This window comes from Pyxidicoccus fallax (assembly GCF_012933655.1).
GTDB lineage: Bacteria > Myxococcota > Myxococcia > Myxococcales > Myxococcaceae > Myxococcus > Myxococcus fallax.
Map to the genome: position 1 here is coordinate 1 of NZ_JABBJJ010000294.1, position 15728 is coordinate 15728.

General features: G+C 71.4%; 11 protein-coding genes. 3 read left to right on the top strand and 8 right to left on the bottom strand.

Annotated features, from left to right (window positions below; translation table 11 throughout):
- Both HG543_RS40480 and HG543_RS40485 read left to right on the top strand, forming a co-directional pair.
- On the top strand, window positions 1–1596 hold a 1596-nt coding region (locus HG543_RS40480), incomplete at its 5' end, for a sulfatase-like hydrolase/transferase (protein WP_169350280.1).
- A gap of 7 nt (window positions 1597–1603) precedes the next feature.
- Entirely contained in the window at window positions 1604–1954 is a 351-nt protein-coding gene (locus tag HG543_RS40485) for a PaaI family thioesterase (RefSeq protein WP_343073562.1), read from the top strand.
- Window positions 1955–2041: 87 nt separating this feature from the next.
- Here the strand turns inward: HG543_RS40485 and HG543_RS40490 are convergent, their stop codons facing one another.
- Together HG543_RS40490 and HG543_RS40495 are read right to left on the bottom strand one after the other, a co-directional pair.
- Window positions 2042–2605: an NADH-quinone oxidoreductase subunit B gene (locus HG543_RS40490; RefSeq protein WP_169350282.1), complete on the bottom strand. Its 564-nt coding sequence runs from the start codon at window positions 2603–2605 to the stop codon at window positions 2042–2044.
- A 6-nt stretch (window positions 2606–2611) separates the two neighbouring features.
- Window positions 2612–2983 (bottom strand): NADH-quinone oxidoreductase subunit A, encoded by a 372-nt coding sequence (locus tag HG543_RS40495; protein ID WP_169350283.1) that lies wholly within the window; start codon window positions 2981–2983, stop codon window positions 2612–2614.
- 259 nt (window positions 2984–3242) lie between these two features.
- Here HG543_RS40495 and HG543_RS40500 point away from each other — a divergent pair, with 259 nt between their 5' ends.
- The gene (locus HG543_RS40500) at window positions 3243–4838 is read left to right on the top strand and encodes a methyl-accepting chemotaxis protein (RefSeq protein ID WP_169350284.1); all 1596 of its coding nucleotides are present in this window, start codon (window positions 3243–3245) and stop codon (window positions 4836–4838) included.
- On the opposite strand, the gene HG543_RS40505 is transcribed toward HG543_RS40500, so the two are convergent.
- The 6 genes from HG543_RS40505 to HG543_RS40530 form a co-directional block, all read right to left on the bottom strand.
- Entirely contained in the window at window positions 4839–5066 is a 228-nt protein-coding gene (locus HG543_RS40505) for an amphi-Trp domain-containing protein (protein ID WP_169350285.1), read from the bottom strand.
- Between the two features lie 31 nt (window positions 5067–5097).
- The gene (locus HG543_RS40510) at window positions 5098–6000 is read right to left on the bottom strand and encodes an SPFH domain-containing protein (protein ID WP_169350286.1); all 903 of its coding nucleotides are present in this window, start codon (window positions 5998–6000) and stop codon (window positions 5098–5100) included.
- Window positions 5993–7018, bottom strand: coding sequence for an SPFH domain-containing protein (locus tag HG543_RS40515; RefSeq protein WP_169350287.1), 1026 nt, complete (start codon window positions 7016–7018; stop codon window positions 5993–5995). Before HG543_RS40515 ends, HG543_RS40510 begins: the two co-directional genes overlap by 8 nt.
- A gap of 39 nt (window positions 7019–7057) precedes the next feature.
- Window positions 7058–13072 (bottom strand): ELWxxDGT repeat protein, encoded by a 6015-nt coding sequence (locus HG543_RS40520; RefSeq protein ID WP_169350288.1) that lies wholly within the window; start codon window positions 13070–13072, stop codon window positions 7058–7060.
- Between the two features lie 145 nt (window positions 13073–13217).
- Window positions 13218–14114, bottom strand: coding sequence for a sigma-70 family RNA polymerase sigma factor (locus tag HG543_RS40525; protein ID WP_169350289.1), 897 nt, complete (start codon window positions 14112–14114; stop codon window positions 13218–13220).
- Window positions 14111–15728, bottom strand: a 1618-nt coding sequence (locus HG543_RS40530) for a tetratricopeptide repeat protein (protein WP_169350290.1), incomplete at its 5' end; no start/stop codon positions are given. The genes HG543_RS40530 and HG543_RS40525, both read right to left, overlap by 4 nt.

Consider the following 15728-nt stretch of genomic DNA (forward strand, 5'->3'; position numbering starts at 1 on the left):
GTGGGGGGGCTCCTCGTGCTCGGCGGGCTCCCGGCGCGGGAGACGAAGCACCCGCTGGTGGTGCTCATCGGCATCGACGCCTTCCGTCCGGACCGGCTGAAGTCCCAGGGCGGCACGGGCGAGGTGGCGCCCCACGTGGAGCGCTTCCTGGAGGACGCGACGCTCTTCACCCGCGCGTACACGCCCATTGCCCAGACGGAGCCGGCGTGGCGCTCGCTGCTCACCGCGAAGTGGCCCAACACCACGGGCGTGCGCTACGCGCTGACGGCCGAGTCGCGCCTGAAGCTGCAGCCCACCTTCCCCCAGTCCTTCGCCCAGGCCGGCTGGCGCACGGTGTTCGCCACGGACTGCTCGCGCTTCCACGCGGAGGGCCCCGCCTCCGGCTTCGACACCCGGCTGCAGCCGCCGCGCGGGGCCATCAACTTCGCGCTGGAGAAGCTGCGCTACCGGGCGCTCGGCGTCTTCGCGGACAACGCCCTGGGCGCCGCGTGGGTGCCCGAGTTCATCGACAACCGCGCGTTGGCGGGCATCCACGACCCCATGGGCTACGCGGCGCGGCTGGCGTCCCGGCTGGCGGACGAGGCGCGCCAGGGCCCCACGCTGTTCGCCTTCCACGCCACCGCGGCGCACTTCCCGGGAGACCCGGTGTACCCCTTCTACCGGCGCTTCGTGCCGCCCTCCGAGCCCTTGGAGCGGCGGCTGCGCATGCACTTCGCCCCGGTGTCGCCGGGCGCCAAGGGCGGGTGGAGCCGCGAGGGGGCGGAGGCGCTCTACGACGAGCTCATCGCCCAGGCGGACGCGCAGGTGGGCACGGTGCTGGACGCGCTGCGGGACTCCGGGCGCTACGACGACGCGCTCATCGTCCTGATGTCGGACCACGGCGAGAGCTTCCACGCGGACCGGCCGGACCTGGCGGGCGCCACGCCGGTGCACGGCGCGCGGCTGGGCGAGGAGGAGAACCGCGTGCTGCTGGCGGTGAAGCCTCCCAGGGGGCGGGGGAGCGGGCCGGCGGCGGTGGGCGCGCTGGTGCGGCTGGTGGACGTGGGGCCCACGCTGCTGGAGCTGTCCGGCCTGCCCGCGCTTTCGGGCGTGGACGGCGTGTCCCTGGCGCCGCTCTTGCGCGGCGGGACGCTGGAGCCGCTGGCGCTGTACGCGGAGACGGGCTTCACCCACGTGCTGCCGGAGGTGTTCGACGCGGGGCACTGGCCCGGCGCGCCGCGCGCCTTCGACGCGTACCGCATCCGCCCGGACGGCGTGGTGGAGATGGGGGACGCGGCGCACGCGGCGATTCTTCGCGAGAAGGACCGGGGCGCCTTCGACGGGCGGCGCTGGTGGGTGGACCGGCCCCGCGCGGACGGGGGGGTGCTGCGCACCTGTCAGGGCGAGTGTGAAGGCCCGGACGCGCTCTCGCTGGAGGCGTGGCTGGATGGCGTCCTGAGCCGCACGGGGGAGGGCGGCTGGCGTAAGGTGGCGGGCCATGTCGACGACCCCAGACACTCCCAGCCTCCAGGAACGCTACGCCCCCCACAACAGCTGCTTCGGCTGCGGCCCGGCGAATCCGCAGGGCCTGCGCATCCGCAGCCGCGCGGAGGGTGACCTCGTCGTGGCGGATTGGATGCCCGCCGAGCACCACCAGGCGTTCCCCGGCGTCCTCAACGGCGGCATCATCGGCGCGCTGCTGGACTGCCACTGCAACTGGACGGCCGCGTACCACCTCATGAAGGCGCAGGGGGCGGACTCGCCGCCGTGCACCGTCACCGCGGACTACTCCATCACCCTCAAGCGCCCCACGCCCATGTCCGGGCCGGTGCACCTGGAGGCGAAGCCCGTGGAAATCAAGGGCGACCGCGCCGTGATTGAAGGCACCCTCACCGCGGGCGGCAAGGTGACGGCCACCTGCCGCGGCACCTTCGTCGCCGTGAAGCCCGGCCACCCCGCGTACCACCGCTGGTAGGCGGCCGAAAAGCCAAGGGCCCCGGCGCCTCCCTGTCGAGGGGAGGCACGCGGGGCCCTGGCGTCACCACGCGTGGGGCGTGGGGTGTTACTTGCCCATGGACATCAGCAGGTCGTGCCGAGCGGCCGTGGCGTTGGGCTGCTCGCGGTCCGCGATGCGGTGCACCTGGTTGCCAATCTTGTCCTGGAGCAGCATCAGGCCGTCCAGCACCTGCTCCGGACGCGGCGGGCAGCCGGGGATGTACACGTCCACCGGGATGATGCGGTCGATGCCCTGCAGCACCGCGTAGTTGTCGTAGAAGCCGCCCGACGACGCGCACACGCCGAAGGCCACCACCCACTTGGGCTCGGCCATCTGCTCGTAGACGCGCTTGAGGATGGGGGCCTGCTTCAGGTTGATGGTGCCCACCACCATCAGCAGGTCCGCCTGGCGCGGCGAGAAGCGGGGGAACTCGGCGCCGAAGCGCGAGATGTCGTGACGGCTGGCCGCCACGGACATGTACTCCATGCCGCAGCACGCGGTCGCGTATGGGTAGGTGAACAGCGAATACTTGCGGGCCCAGCCCAGGCCCTTGGAGACCATGCGCTGGAAGAAGCCCATGGCTTCGTCGCGGCGCGTGGCCAGTACGGGGGCAATGTCAGTCTCAGCCATGATGTCTCAGCTCTCCCAGTCCAGGGCGCCCTTCTTCCAGATGTAGATGAGGCCCACCACGAGCGTCGCGGCGAAGACCAGCATCTCCACGTACCCGAACCAGCCCAGCGCCTTGAAGTTGACCGCCCAGGGGTACAGGAACACCGCTTCGACGTCGAACACGATGAACAATAGGGCCACGACGTAGAACTTCACCGCGAACCGCTGACGCGCCGGGCCGGTCGACTCGGAGCCGGCCTCGAAGCTGGTGGACTTGATGGCGCTCATCCGCTTGGGGCCCAAGCGGGTGGTGATCTGCGGAATCAGCATCGCCATGCCGCCGGCCAGCAGGAGGACGACCGCCAGGGGCAGGTACGGCGCGAGTGGAGTGGGAGTCATCGCGCGCGGAACCTAATGACACCGGGCGCGCCCTGTCAAAGGGAAAGTCCCCCTCCCGCACCGCTCCAACCCCTTGAGATGACGGCGAAAAGCGGAGCTTGTCGGCCCGGGGCGGGTCGGTGCCGCTCCAGCCCTTGGGGCGCCCGTCCGCCCGGTGGCCCTTTGGATCAGCCCGGTTTGACGCTCTCCGAAGGGCCGCCTACCGTCGCCCGACGGGCTGGGGTTCCAGCCCAACCACTTTTTTCGGGAGCGGACAGACATGTGGGGCCGGCTGAGCTTGCGGATGCAGGTGGCCATCGCGGTGCTCGTGCCCTGCCTGGCGGTGGTCCTCTTCTGCACCGCGTACTTTCCGGCGCGTCAGCGGGAAGTCACCATGGAGCTGCTGGAGAAGCGGGTCCGGGTGGTGGGGCAGCTCGTGGCGCAGCACCCGGTGATGGTGGCGGCGGACGACAGCCCCGAGTCGCGCGAGCGGCTGAGGCCGGTGCTCGCGGCGCTCGAGGCCGAAGCCCCGGAGGCCGGTGGCCGGGGCTTCACCCTGCACTACCAGGGCCTGATGTGGCCGGATGGCGGCATGGTGTTCGAGCAGGGCCAGCAAGGCCTCCCGGGCCCGCAGGGCGCCGTCCCGGACACGGTGAAGGAGCTGGGCCCGGTGGCCCCGGGCACGTGTGAGACGCTGCGCCGGCCCAAGCACCACGAGGTGGTGGTGCGCTGCGCGAGCGGCGAGCGCACCTACGTGGCCGGCTTCGGCACGGAGGAGGCGGTGTCCTCGGTGGCCGACCTGCGGGGCTACGTGCTGATGGGGCTGGTGTGGGCGCTGCTCCTGGGCCTGCTGCTGGCCTTCATCATCAGCCGCGGCATCGTCGAGCCCGTGTCGCGGGTGACGGAGGTGGTGCGGGACGTGTCCCGCGGGGACATGTCTCGCGGGGAGCTGGACGTGTCCGCCACCGGCGAACTGCGGCTGATGGCGCAGTCCTTCAACGAGATGCTCGGCACGCTGCGCGGCACGGTGATGGAGCTGGTGTCCCGCACGGAGCAGCTGTCCGGCGCGTCGCGGGGGCTGCTGGGCGCGTCCGCGGACCAGGAGCACGTCATCAGCCAGCAGGCCGCGTACGCGCAGCAGATCGCCGCCACGTTCGAGGAGCTGAGCCGCACGGCGGAACAGATTTCCAGCTCCACGGAGGTGGTGGAGTCCAGCGCGCGGCGCACGCACGAGGCGGTGGCCGAGGCCATGGCGGTGGTGGCGCAGGTGGTGGCCGGCATCAACGACATCCGCACCGAGTCCAAGGGCGTGGCGGACGCCATCGTCGGCCTCAACCAGGATTTGCAGCAGGTGTCGAAGATTGCCCAGGTCATCAATCAGGTGGCGGAGCGCTCGGACCTGCTCGCGCTGAACGCGGCGCTGGAGGGCACGAAGGCGGGCGAGGTGGGGCGGGGCTTCTCGCTGGTGGCCGCGGAGATGCGCAAGCTGGCGGAGAACGTGTCCGCGTCCGCGCGCGACATCGCTCGCATCGTCGAGAAGGTGCAGGACTCCGGTGAGGAGGCGGCCTCCAAGGCGCGCGTGGGCATGGCCACCAGCGACCGCGGCGTGGAGGTGGCCGAGCAGGCCTCCGCCGTGTTCCAGCGCATCGTGGAGCTGGCGCGCGGCACCAGCGAGGCGGCGCGGCAGATCACCATCGCCACCCGCCAGCAGCGTCAGTCCAGCGAGCAGGCCGTGCAGGGCGCGCGCAACGTGGCGGAGCTGGTGAAGCAGGGCGTGGACGCCACCGGTCGCACCACCCGCATCGCCCAGGACCTGCAGGCGGTGGCCGAGGGGCTCACCGCCGTCACCAGCCGCTTCAAGACGACGCGGAACTGATTATTCGCGCTCCCAGCGGAGCTGGAACTCCACCTCGTCCACGCCGCCCTCGCGCTCGTGCTCGATGTTGAAGAGCGCGCTGGCGGGGATGCGCAGGCGCTCCCCGGCGACCTGGATGCTGAACGGCTTGCCGGCCTCGATGGCATCCGCCAGTCGCCTCAGCTTCGCGACGAACTCCTTGCGCGGGTAGGTCTTCTCCAGGTCTCGGTCGGGACGCTTCTTCGCCATGGTGTGTCTCGCTTGATGGAAGGGGGAAGGACTACGTGCGCGACGCCGCCCGCGCCGCGAGCAGCTGTGACAGCAGCTCTCCGCGCTGGCCCTCGGGAATCAACGTGAGCTGCGCGCCGCTCTCCAGGAGGCGCTGGGTCTCCAGCAGCTCGAAGGTGGCCTCCAGCACCTCGGGGTCCTCGCCAATCTTGCGCAGCGCCGCGCCGACAATCTGGGGGCGCAGCGCCGCCGCGCGGGCGAACTCCACCGCGCTCTGCCGCTCGGCGGTGCTGGTGATGATGCTCACCTGGTTGGCTCCGTCCTGACGGATGGCGCTCGTCACCTGGCGCAGCCGGTTGACGACCTTCTCCTCGATTTGCCGAATCATCGCCGCGTCGCGGAAGTGCACCTTGCGCACGTAGACGCTGCCCAGCTTGTAGCCCCACTCGTGACTCTGCGGGCTCACCTCGGCGCGCACCGTGCGGCTCATCTCGTGGCGCGTCTCCAGCATCGCGGACAGCTTCATGTTGGACAGGCAGCGCACCGCCGCGTTGCTCACGTTGGCGGCGAGGCTGCCGCGCGGGTCCGCGTTCTCGAAGAGGAAGCGCTTCGGGTCCGAGACGTACATCTCGTACCAGATGCCGATGCCCATCGGCGCGCCCTCCTCGGAGTTGACCGCCTGGCTGCGCAGGTACTGCTGGTCCAACCGCAGGTCCACCACGTGGCAGCGCCCCACGAGGTTCACGATGAGCGCCTTCCACCCCAGCTTCGGCCAGAGGAAGTGCAGGCCGGGCTCGTCCAGCGTGCACACCACCGAGCCGAACAGCACGTACACCTTGCACATGCGCTCCTGCACCACGGTGTAGAAGCCGAACAGCCGCAGCAGCGCGAAGAAGAGGGGCACCCCCACGGCCATGAGGATGAACCCGGCGATGAAACCGACGATGCTAGCCATGCTTCACCCCCATCACCACCGCCTGCGCCTTCTGGTACAGCCCCAGCCGGATGTTGCGCAGGTACGCCTGGAGCGCGCCGGGCCCGCTGCGCTTGAGCAGTGACAGTTCGTTGGACAGGGCCACCAGCGGCTCCACCTCCGCCTGCGCCTTCAGCGTCTCGATTTCCACCGCGCGCCGGCTCTGGACGATTTTCTGGTCCGCGGAGGCCTGCGCCAGGCTGATGTCGCTGGAGACGTGGTTGTGCGCGGTGTTGATGGCGGCCAGGGCGCTCTCGACCTCGGCCGGCGGGTCGATGCCGGTGATGAGCGAGGCCTCCAGCACCACGCCGTAGCGTGCCTCGCTGCCGCGGCACTCGTGGACCATGTGCTCGTTGAGGTCCCTCAGATTCTTCCGCAGGTCGTTGATGGAGACGCCGGAGACGACGCTCGCCTCCAGGCTGTCGGCGTCGCGCGCGGTGGCGGGCGCCTCGAAGTTGGCGATGCGCTGGCGGAGGATGGAGATGAAGAAGCCCATCACGTGCGCGACGGGGTTCTTCACGCCGAAGAGGTAGGCGTAGAGGTTCTTCTCCGAGACGCGGTAGCGAATCTGCCCGGTGAGGCCGGTGTTGAGCTGGTCCTTGGTGACCGCGTCCACCATGGTGCCGCCCTGGTTCGCCTCCGGAGCCTCCGGGTCATAGGCCATGTTCAGCGTCTGCGTGGCCACGGACACCTTGCGCACCTGCTCCCAGGGCCACTTGAAGTAGGGGCCTCCGGACGAGATGACGCGCAGCTGCGGGTAGACGTAGCGCTCCTCGTCCGTGCGGGCGAGCCCCTCGGAGAGCGGGCCGTCGCGGTTGGTGAGGTTCGAGGCGAGGCGCTCGGCGCGGCCCAGCCGCACCTTCACCGCGCGCTCGTTCTGGTCGACGGTGAAGAAGCCGCCGAGCACGTATCGCGCGAAGAGGTAGAAGAGCGCGCCCAGGAAGCCTCCCGTGAGGAGGTCCTGGGCGATCGTGACGAACTCTGGATCAACGGATTCCATGGGCCGAGCCTAGCAGCCCTTGACGCGGGGCTGGCCGTGTCAGCTCCGCTTCGTGCCCCGGCGCCGGACCAGGCCGAGGAGCAGCAGGGCGCCCCAGCCGAACCCCGCCGAGGTGCCCGCGCCCGCGCTGCACCCCAGCACCTCGAGCTCGTCCGGTTCCTCCACGGTGACGGGCTTGCGCGTGCTCACCGTCACCTGGAAGGTGCAGGTGGCGCTGTTGCCCGCCGCGTCCGTGGCCGTCACCACCACGGGCGTGGTGCCCACGGGGAACTCCGAGCCGGACGCCGGCGTCGCGGTCACCACCGGCGCGGACACGGCGTCCCCGGCGGTGGGGGCGGGGTAGGCCACGTCGGTGCCCTTCTTGTGGGGCGTGACGACGGAGACGTCCGCCGGGCAGGTGAGCACGGGCGCCGTGGTGTCACGCACCGTCACCGTGAAACCACAGTTGACGGTGTTGCCCGCCGCGTCCGTGGCGGTGGCGACGACTTCCGTCGTGCCGAGCGGGAAGGTGGAGCCCGGCGCGTGGCTGTACGTCGGCACCACGCTGGCGGAGCCGGCATCCGTCGCGACGGCGAGCGGGAAGTCCACGGCGGCCCCGGCGCCGCTGGTGGCCTCGGTGTCCACGGAGGCCGGGCAGGTGAGCGCGGGCGCGGTGGTGTCGCTCACCGTCACGGAGAAGGTGCACGTTACGGTGCGGCCGTCCGCGTCCCGCGCGGTGGCGGTGACGGTGGTGGTGCCCCTCGCGAACACGATGCCCGACTCATGGCTGTACGTGACGGCCACGGGCGAACGGCCTCCGGTGACGGTGGCCGCAGGGAAGGTGATGGTGGCGCCCTCGGTGCTGGTGGCCTCGGCCGTCGCGTCCGCCGGGCAGGTGATGGCGGGCGGAGGCGGCGGCTCCACCACGGTGACGTTGAAGGCGCAGGTGCCCGTGTTGTTCGCACCATCCTTCGCGGTGACGGTGACGCGCGTGGTGCCGAGCGGGAACACACTGCCCGAGGCGTGCGAGGCCGACAGCGTCGGCGAGGCGGTGACAGCGTCTGTCGCCGTCGGCGCCGCGTACGTCACGCTGGCGCCGTTCGGCCCGGTGGCCTCCACGGTGACGTCCGGACCGCAGGTGACGGCGGGCGGTGTGGTGTCCTGCACGACGACGAACGTGGTGCAGGCGTCACTGACGTTACCGGCCGCGTCCTTCGCCGTGACGGTGCGTGGCGTGCCTCCCAACGGGAAGGTGTGGCCCGGGGGCGGGGAGTAGGTGAACTCCACGGTGGTGGAGGCGGCGTCGGTCCACGTGGGCTCCGGCACGTTGGCGACGGCGCCCGCGCTGCTGGTGGCCTCCACCGGGAAGAACGACTCGCACGTGAGCACCGGTGCCGTGGTGTCGCGCACCGTCACGGAGAAGGTGCACGAGGCGCCACTGCCCGCGCTGTCGAGCGCGTTGACGGTGACGGTGGTGGTGCCCAGGGGGAAGCCCGTGCCCGTGGCCTGGCTGTACGTCACCTCGTACGGCCCGACGCCGTCGGTGACGAGCGCGGGCCCGTAGTCCACGACGGCGCCATTCGGGCTGGTGGCCTCGATGACCTCGTCGTTGGGGCAGGTGAGGGCGAGCGGCCTTGGCACCACCGTGACGGTGAAGGAGCAGGTGGCCGTGTTGCCCGCCACGTCCGTCGCCGAGACGTTGACGGTGGACGTGCCCAGGGAGAAGCGCGAGCCGGACAGCGGGCTGTAGAAGATGCTGGCGAAGGACACCGTGTCGGAGGCCTCGGCCGGCGTGTAGAGCACCTCCGCGCTGCCGCCGCCGGTGGCGGTGACGGTCATGTTCGCCGGGCAGGTGAGGCTCGGCGGCGTGGTGTCATGCACCGTGACGGTGAACTCGCAGGATGCCGTGCGCCCGTCCGCGTCTCGCGCGGTGGCGGTGACGGTGGTGGCGTCCAGGGGGAAGACCGCGCCCGACTCGTGGCTATAGGTGACGGTCACGGGCTCCCGGCTTCCGGTGGCGGTGGCCGCCGGGAAGGTGACAGTGGCGCCGTTGGCGGAGGTGGCCTCGGCCGTCACGTCCGTCGGGCAGGTGATGACGGGAGGGGGCGGAGGCTCCACCACGGTGACGTTGAAGGCGCAGGTGTCCGTGTTGTTGGCACCGTCCCGCGCGGTGATGGTGACGCCCGTGGTGCCGACCGGGAACACACTGCCCGAGGCGTGCGAGGCCGACAGCGTCGGCGAGGCGGTGACAGCGTCTGTCGCCGTCGGCGCCGCGTACGTCACGCTGGCCCCATCCGGCCCGGTGGCCTCCACGGTGACGTCCGGGCCGCAGGTGACGGCGGGCGGCGTGGTGTCCTGCACGATGACCCACGCGGTGCAGGTGGCGCTGTTGCTCGCCGCGTCCATGGCGGTGATGGTGTGGAACGTGAGTCCCAGCGGGTACGTGAAGTCAGGCGGATGCGAATGGCTGAACGTCAAGGAGTGGGACGCCACGTCGTACCAGGTGGGCTCCCGCACGTTGACGACGGCGCCCGCGCTGCTGGTGGCCTCGACGGACGTGTAGTCTCCGCAGTCCAGCAGGACGGGGGGCGTCGTGTCTCGCACCTCCAAGTTGAAGGTGCAGGTGCCGGTCGCCAGCTGGGAATCCACCACGTCGGCCCGGACCGTGGTGGTGCCAATGGGGAAGCGTGAGCCCGAGGGCGGGTCGAACGTCACCGTGAGCGGATGCGGCAGACCATCAGTACGGCTGACGTAGTTCTCATTGAGGTGGATGATGTTCCCCTCGGGGCTGTTGGCCTCCTCCCAGGTTGCATGGCAGGACAGGTCGATCGTCCCCGGCACCACCGTGACGTTGAAGGTGCAGCTGGACTCGTTGCCCACCTCGTCCTGGACCCTCATGCTGACGGGCGTGGTGCCCAGGGGGAATCGGTAGCCGGACAGCGGGCTGTAGAGCACGGCCAGCGCCTGCGCCGGCGTGACGGCATCCGACACGTTCGCGGGCGGGTACTCCACAGGGGCGCTCTGCGCGGTGACGACCTCGGCCGTGATGTCCGCATGGCACACCAGCTGGGGCGGCGTGGTGTCGTGCACCGTCACGGAGAAGGTGCAGGACGCCACGTTGCCAGCCTCGTCCGTGGCCGTCGCCGTCACCTGCGTGGTGCCCATTGCGAACGTGCTCCCGCGCGGATGGCTGTAGCTCAGCGTGACGTTCGTGGAGACGTCATCCGTGGCCACCGCGAGCGGGTACTCCACCGCGGCGCCGCTGGCGCTGGTGGCCTCGGCGGTGACGTTCGCCGGGCACGTCACCACGGGAGGCGTGGTGTCCGCGGAAGTGGCGAGGGGGATGGACCACAGCTCCACGCCCGACGTGAGGTCATCCGCGCTGAAGTACAGGCGGTTCCTCACGACGGTGAGGTTCTCGGGCGAGGACGACCAGGCGCCCGGGGCCACGTCGGCCACCAGCACCGTGCCGGCCGCGGTGCCGTCCGTCATCCACAGCTCATGGCCGTGCACTCCGTCGCTGGCGGCGAAGTAGAGGCGTTCACCCGCGGCCACCAGGTGGAGCGGACGCGAGCCGGTGGGGCCCGGGCTGATGTCCGCCACCCGCGCCGTGCCGGCGACGGTGCCATCCGTCCTCCACAGCTCCAGGCCATGCGTGACATCGGCCGCGGTGAAGTAGAGGTGCCCGCCCATGGGGACGACCGGGGCGTTGCTGGAGGCCGTGTAGGAATACCCGGTGTTCAGCAGCCGCACCGTGCCGGAAGCCGTCCCATCCGTGCGCCACAGCTCGGCACCCTGGGCGCGGGTGAAGTACAGCGCGCCATTCCACGCCGTGAGGCTCTCCAGGACCGAGGAATTGCTGCCGGGCGTCAGGTCCACCACGAGCTCCGTGCCCGCCTCGGTGCCGTCCGTCCTCCACAGCTCGGTTCCGTGCGTCCCGTCCGAGGCCGTGAAGAAGAGGAGCCCGTTGGCCCGGGTGACCATCGAGGGCGTGGAGCCCGGAGCGCCGGGGTTGATGTCACGCACCATCCGGGTGCCGGCCTCGCTGCCATCGGTGCGCCACAGCTCCAGGCCGTGCGTGCCGTCGTTGGCCGTGAAGTAGACCTCTCCGTCCACCGCCGCCGTCGAATAGCTGGACAGGCTGGCCTGCGACACCCCGGGCCCGATGTCCCTCACCATCCGCGTGCCGTCTTCGGTGCCGTCGCTCTTCCACAGCTCCCGGCCGTAAGTCCCGTTGTAGCCGTCGAAGTAGACCGTGTTCCCCACGGGAAGCATCTTCAGGACGAGCGGGCCCGCGGAGCCGGGGTTGACGTCCCTCACCATCCGGGTGCCCTCCTCGGTGCCGTCGCTCCTCCAGGGCTCGCTCCCCGTCACCCCATCCGACGCCGTGAAGAAGAGCTGCCCCTCCGCCTTCACCATCACCGCCAGGCCGGAGTCGCCGGAGCCCGGCCGGATGTCCCTCACCCGCCGCGTGCCGGTGGTGGTGCCGTCGCTGCGCCACAGCTCCTGTCCCGCCAGCCCGTCGGTCGCGCGGAAGTAGAGCGTCCCCTGCCACTCGACGAGCGAGGCGGGAGCGGACGACGCATTCAGCCGGAGGGGGTTGCTCAGGCGCAGGGTGCCCGCGTCCGTGCCGTCGCTGCGCCACAGCTGCGTGGTAGCCGCGCCGGCCTGGGCCTGGAAGAAGAGCCGCGAACCCGCCGCCGTGAGGTACTGCGCGTACGGTGAGCCCAGGCCCGGCACGATGTCCTTGACGCGCACCGTCCCGTTGCGGGTGCCATCGCTCTTCCACAGCTCCGTCCCCGCCTGGGTGTCATCGGCCAGGAAGTAGACGAGCCCCCCGGCTTCCACCATGAGCGCCGGGGACGACCCCCGCGGGCCCGGCTGGATGTCCTTGAGCATGGCCGTGCCCGCCGCGGTGCCATCCGACGTCCACAGCTCGCAGCCGACGTCGCTTCCCGAGGACACACCGAAGTAGAGGCGGCGCTGGAGCGGCGCGGCCCTCAGGCTCAACAGGCCGCAGTCGCTGGAGACCCACGCCGCGGTGACGGTCCGCGTCCCGGCATCCGTCCCGTCGCTCCGCCACAGCTCGTAGCTGGTGCCATTGATACGGGAGAAATAGAGGACCCCGCCGAGGGCGACCTGCTCCTGGACGGTGCTGCCCTCAAAGCCGGGAGTCACATCCTTGACCAGGGTGATGTCTCCACGGCCGCCGCGGCTCTTCCAGTACTCCTGTCCGATGTTCGTCGCGTTCGCACGGAAGAAGAGCGTGTCTCCCACCGCGATGAGGCGCTGAGGGGTGGTGCTGGCCGTGCCGGAGGCCAGGTCCTGGACGAGGAAGGTGCCCGACACGGTGCCATCACTTCGCCACAGCTCCGTGCCCGTCGCGCTGTCGGTGGACCGGAAGAACACGAGGCCCAGCGCCGGCACCGCCGTCAGCTCCGACGGGTTCCAGTCCCGGGTGGCCGCCTGGAGCCTGTACGTGCCCGCCTCCGTGCCATCGCTGCGCCACAGGGAGCGGGAAAAGCCCTCGGAGACCACGAAGAGCACCAGGTTCGACCCGAGCGCGGTCAGGTTCGACGGACTGGAGGAGGTGGAGCCGGGAAGGATGTCCTTCACCAGCACGGTGCCCGCCGGGGTGCCGTTGCTCTTCCACAGCTCCACGCCCGTTCCGACCTCGCCCGCGACGAAGTACACGGTGTTGCCCACCGCGGTGAGGTGCTGGGGAGAGGCGCTGCCCGGACCCGAGGCGATGTCCTTCACGAGCACGGTGCCCTCGGGCGTCCCGTCGCTCTTCCAGAGCTCGGTGCCTCCGTGGCCGGTGCCCGCGAAGAACACGGTGTTGCCAATGGCCGTCAGCGAGGTCGGGCTGCCCGGCTGGAGGTCGCTCGCGGTGGGCGGCTGGGTGTTGAGGTCCAGCAGGAGCGGGGGCGTGGGCGCCGCCAGGGCCGCGCTCGCCGTGTTCCCGGCCTCGTCCTCCTCCCCTGGCCTGGAGTTCGGGAGCCCGTCACAGCCCGCTACCGCCACCACGATGAACGCCAGGACACACCGGCCCGGCAGCCGCCCCTCGTATCGCATCTTGTTCTCCGGAAGTTCCGCGGGTGCGCTCGGACGGCGCACGTGGACGGGGGCCCCTGTCCCGCCAGCGGAACGGACGCGAGAATCCCCTCAATCCTGAACGAAATCAATTGCACCCGCCCCGGAAAAACCAATCACGCCGCCGTCACGCCATCAGCCGATGAAGGCTGATTTCCAACTGGCTCTGGACGAGCCCCAGCAGGCTCTCCAATTCCTGTCTGTCCAGCTTTAGCCGGGATGCCAGCTCACGGCGGGTGAGCTTCAGGAGGCGCTCGCGGGCCTGGGCCACGTGCCGCGCCACGCTGGAGCGGGGCTCGCCATACATCGTCGCGATGCGGTCCATGGTGAGGCCGTGCAGGTGGTGCATTCGCAAGAGGGCGCGCTCGCGCTCGGACAGCTCCGCGAGGGCGGCCTGGAGCGACTCGGAGAGCACGTGGCGCGAGTGGGCCTGCAGGAGGTCTCGCTCCGGGTCGGCGCGCGACAGCATGCGCTCCAGCGCTTCGGGCGGCTCGGAGAACAGCTCCTGGTGGCCGTTCTGTCCGAGCGGCTCGCGGGCGATGCGCGAGGCGACGATGCGCACCCAGCCGGCCAGCGAGCCGCGGCCGGAGAACTCGACGATTTTCGGCGCCGAGCCGGCCACGCCCAGGAGCAGCCGCTGGCGCGCCACCTGGAGCACCTCGTCCAGCGACACGCCGGGCGGCACGCCGAGCCGGGCGGACACCTTCTGGAGGACATGCCGCTCGAACAACTCCAGGGCCTGGGGCTCGCCCTCCGCGCAGGCGCACGCGAGGTACAGGTCCGCGGCGCGCAACTGCCCGAGCGCGTCCGCGGGGCCTTCCGCGTCCGGGAGGTGCCGGGCGAGGTGCCGCAGGAACGGCTCCGGCCCGAGCGTCACGGTGGGCCACGCCTCGCGGCCCCTGGCGAGGTGCGCCTCGAGCAGCGCCTCCAGTCCCGAGCGGGTCCGCAGGGCCTCGCGCCGCTCCGGGGGCGCGTGCGCCAGGAGCAGCGCCGTCAGGGGGCCTGGCGTTTCCGGGGACGTCATCGGACCGCCTCGCTCACGGTGGGGGGATGCCGCGCCTGCCACGCCATGACCTCGCGCAGCTCGTTCCGGCCACGCGGGCCCAGGGCCTCCAGCCAGCCCCGGGCCTCGCGGACGAGCTCCATGGCGCGCTTGCGCTCCTCGGGCGAGCGCCGCTCCCACAGCGCCTGGGCCAGCAGGAAGGACACCCGCGCCGCCTCCTTCCGGTCCAGCCGCGCCCGGGTGTCGATGCGGTGCGCGCGCTCCAGCAGCGGCACCGCCTCCTCCGGAGCGCCCAGGCCGAGCCGCGCCTCCGCGACGCACGCGAGGTCCAGCGCGGTGTCCGGGCTCTCCCCGCCCTGCGTCTTCTCGTCCAGCTCCAGTGAGCGCTGGCAGGTGGCGAGCGCCGCCTTCCACGCGCCCGTGCCCAGCTCCACGCGGGCCAGGTCCCTCAGCACGCCCGTCATCACCGCGCTGTCCGTGCCGTGCTCCTTCTCCAGAAGCCGCAGGGCGCGCGTCAGGTGCTCGCGCGCCTCGGCGGGGCGGCCCGCGCGCAGGTGGATGAGGCCCAGGTTGCGCAGCGGCAGCTCCGCGCGCGCGGTGTCCATGCCCAGGCCGCGCTGGATGCGTTCCAGCGCCTGCTGGTTGTGCGCGAGCGCCTCGTCGAGCTGGCCCGAGTCGTACGCCACCATGCCCAGCCCGCCGAGCGCGGTGATGGTGCTGGGGTGGTCGGGGCCCTTGCTCCGCTCGAAGATGGCGAGCGCCCGCTGGAAGGCCCGCCGCGACTCGTCCAGACGGCCCTCGCGCCGCAGCAGCACGGCGAGGTTGTTGAGCGGCGCGGCGAGGCTCGGGTGGTCCTTGGAGCGCGCCGCCTCCAGCAGGGACAGGGAGCGCTGGAAGGTCGCGAGCGCCTCGTCCGTCCGCCCCAGCGCCAGCAGCTCCGTGGCGATGTTGTTGAGGTTGACGGCGAGCACGGGGTGCTCGGGGCTCCACTGGCGCACCTGGAGCGCGTTGGCCTCCGCCTGGCGGTACAGCTCCAGCGCTTCCTCCGCGCGCAGCTGGCGCGAGCGGACGCGCCCCAGCCCGGAGAGGAGGTACGTCGTGCGCAGCCGCTCGGGACCGGCCACCTTGCGCGACAGCGCGAGGCCCCGCGTGTACTCGGCCTCCGCCTCTTCCAGCTTGCGCTGCAACAGCAGGAGCCCGCCCATGCGCAGGTGCAGGTCGATGGCGAGGCTCGGGAAGCGCTCGGGGCCCAGCCGCTCCACGGCGGCGCGGGCGTGGTGGATGAGCCGGTTCGCCTCGTCCAGCCGCGCCATCTGGTCTCCCGTCACCCAGACGAGGAGAATCCAGACGCGCGCCACCGTCTCGTCGTCGCGCCCGGCCTCGGCGGCCCACAGCGCCTTGTAGAGCAGCTCCTCCGCTTCCTTCGGCTTGCCGGTGAGGCCGTGCAGGTGCCCGTGCAGGGTGAGCACCTCCGCCTCCAGGGGGCGGTAGTCGAGCCCCTGGACGTCCCGCAGCAGCGCGGTGGTGACGTCCAGGGCGGCGGCGTGGTTGCCCGCGTCGATGCGGGCCCGGGCCTCGGCCAGCCGGCGGCGGGCCGCGTCCACGCGCGGGCGCAGGGCGTCCGGGGGCTGGGGG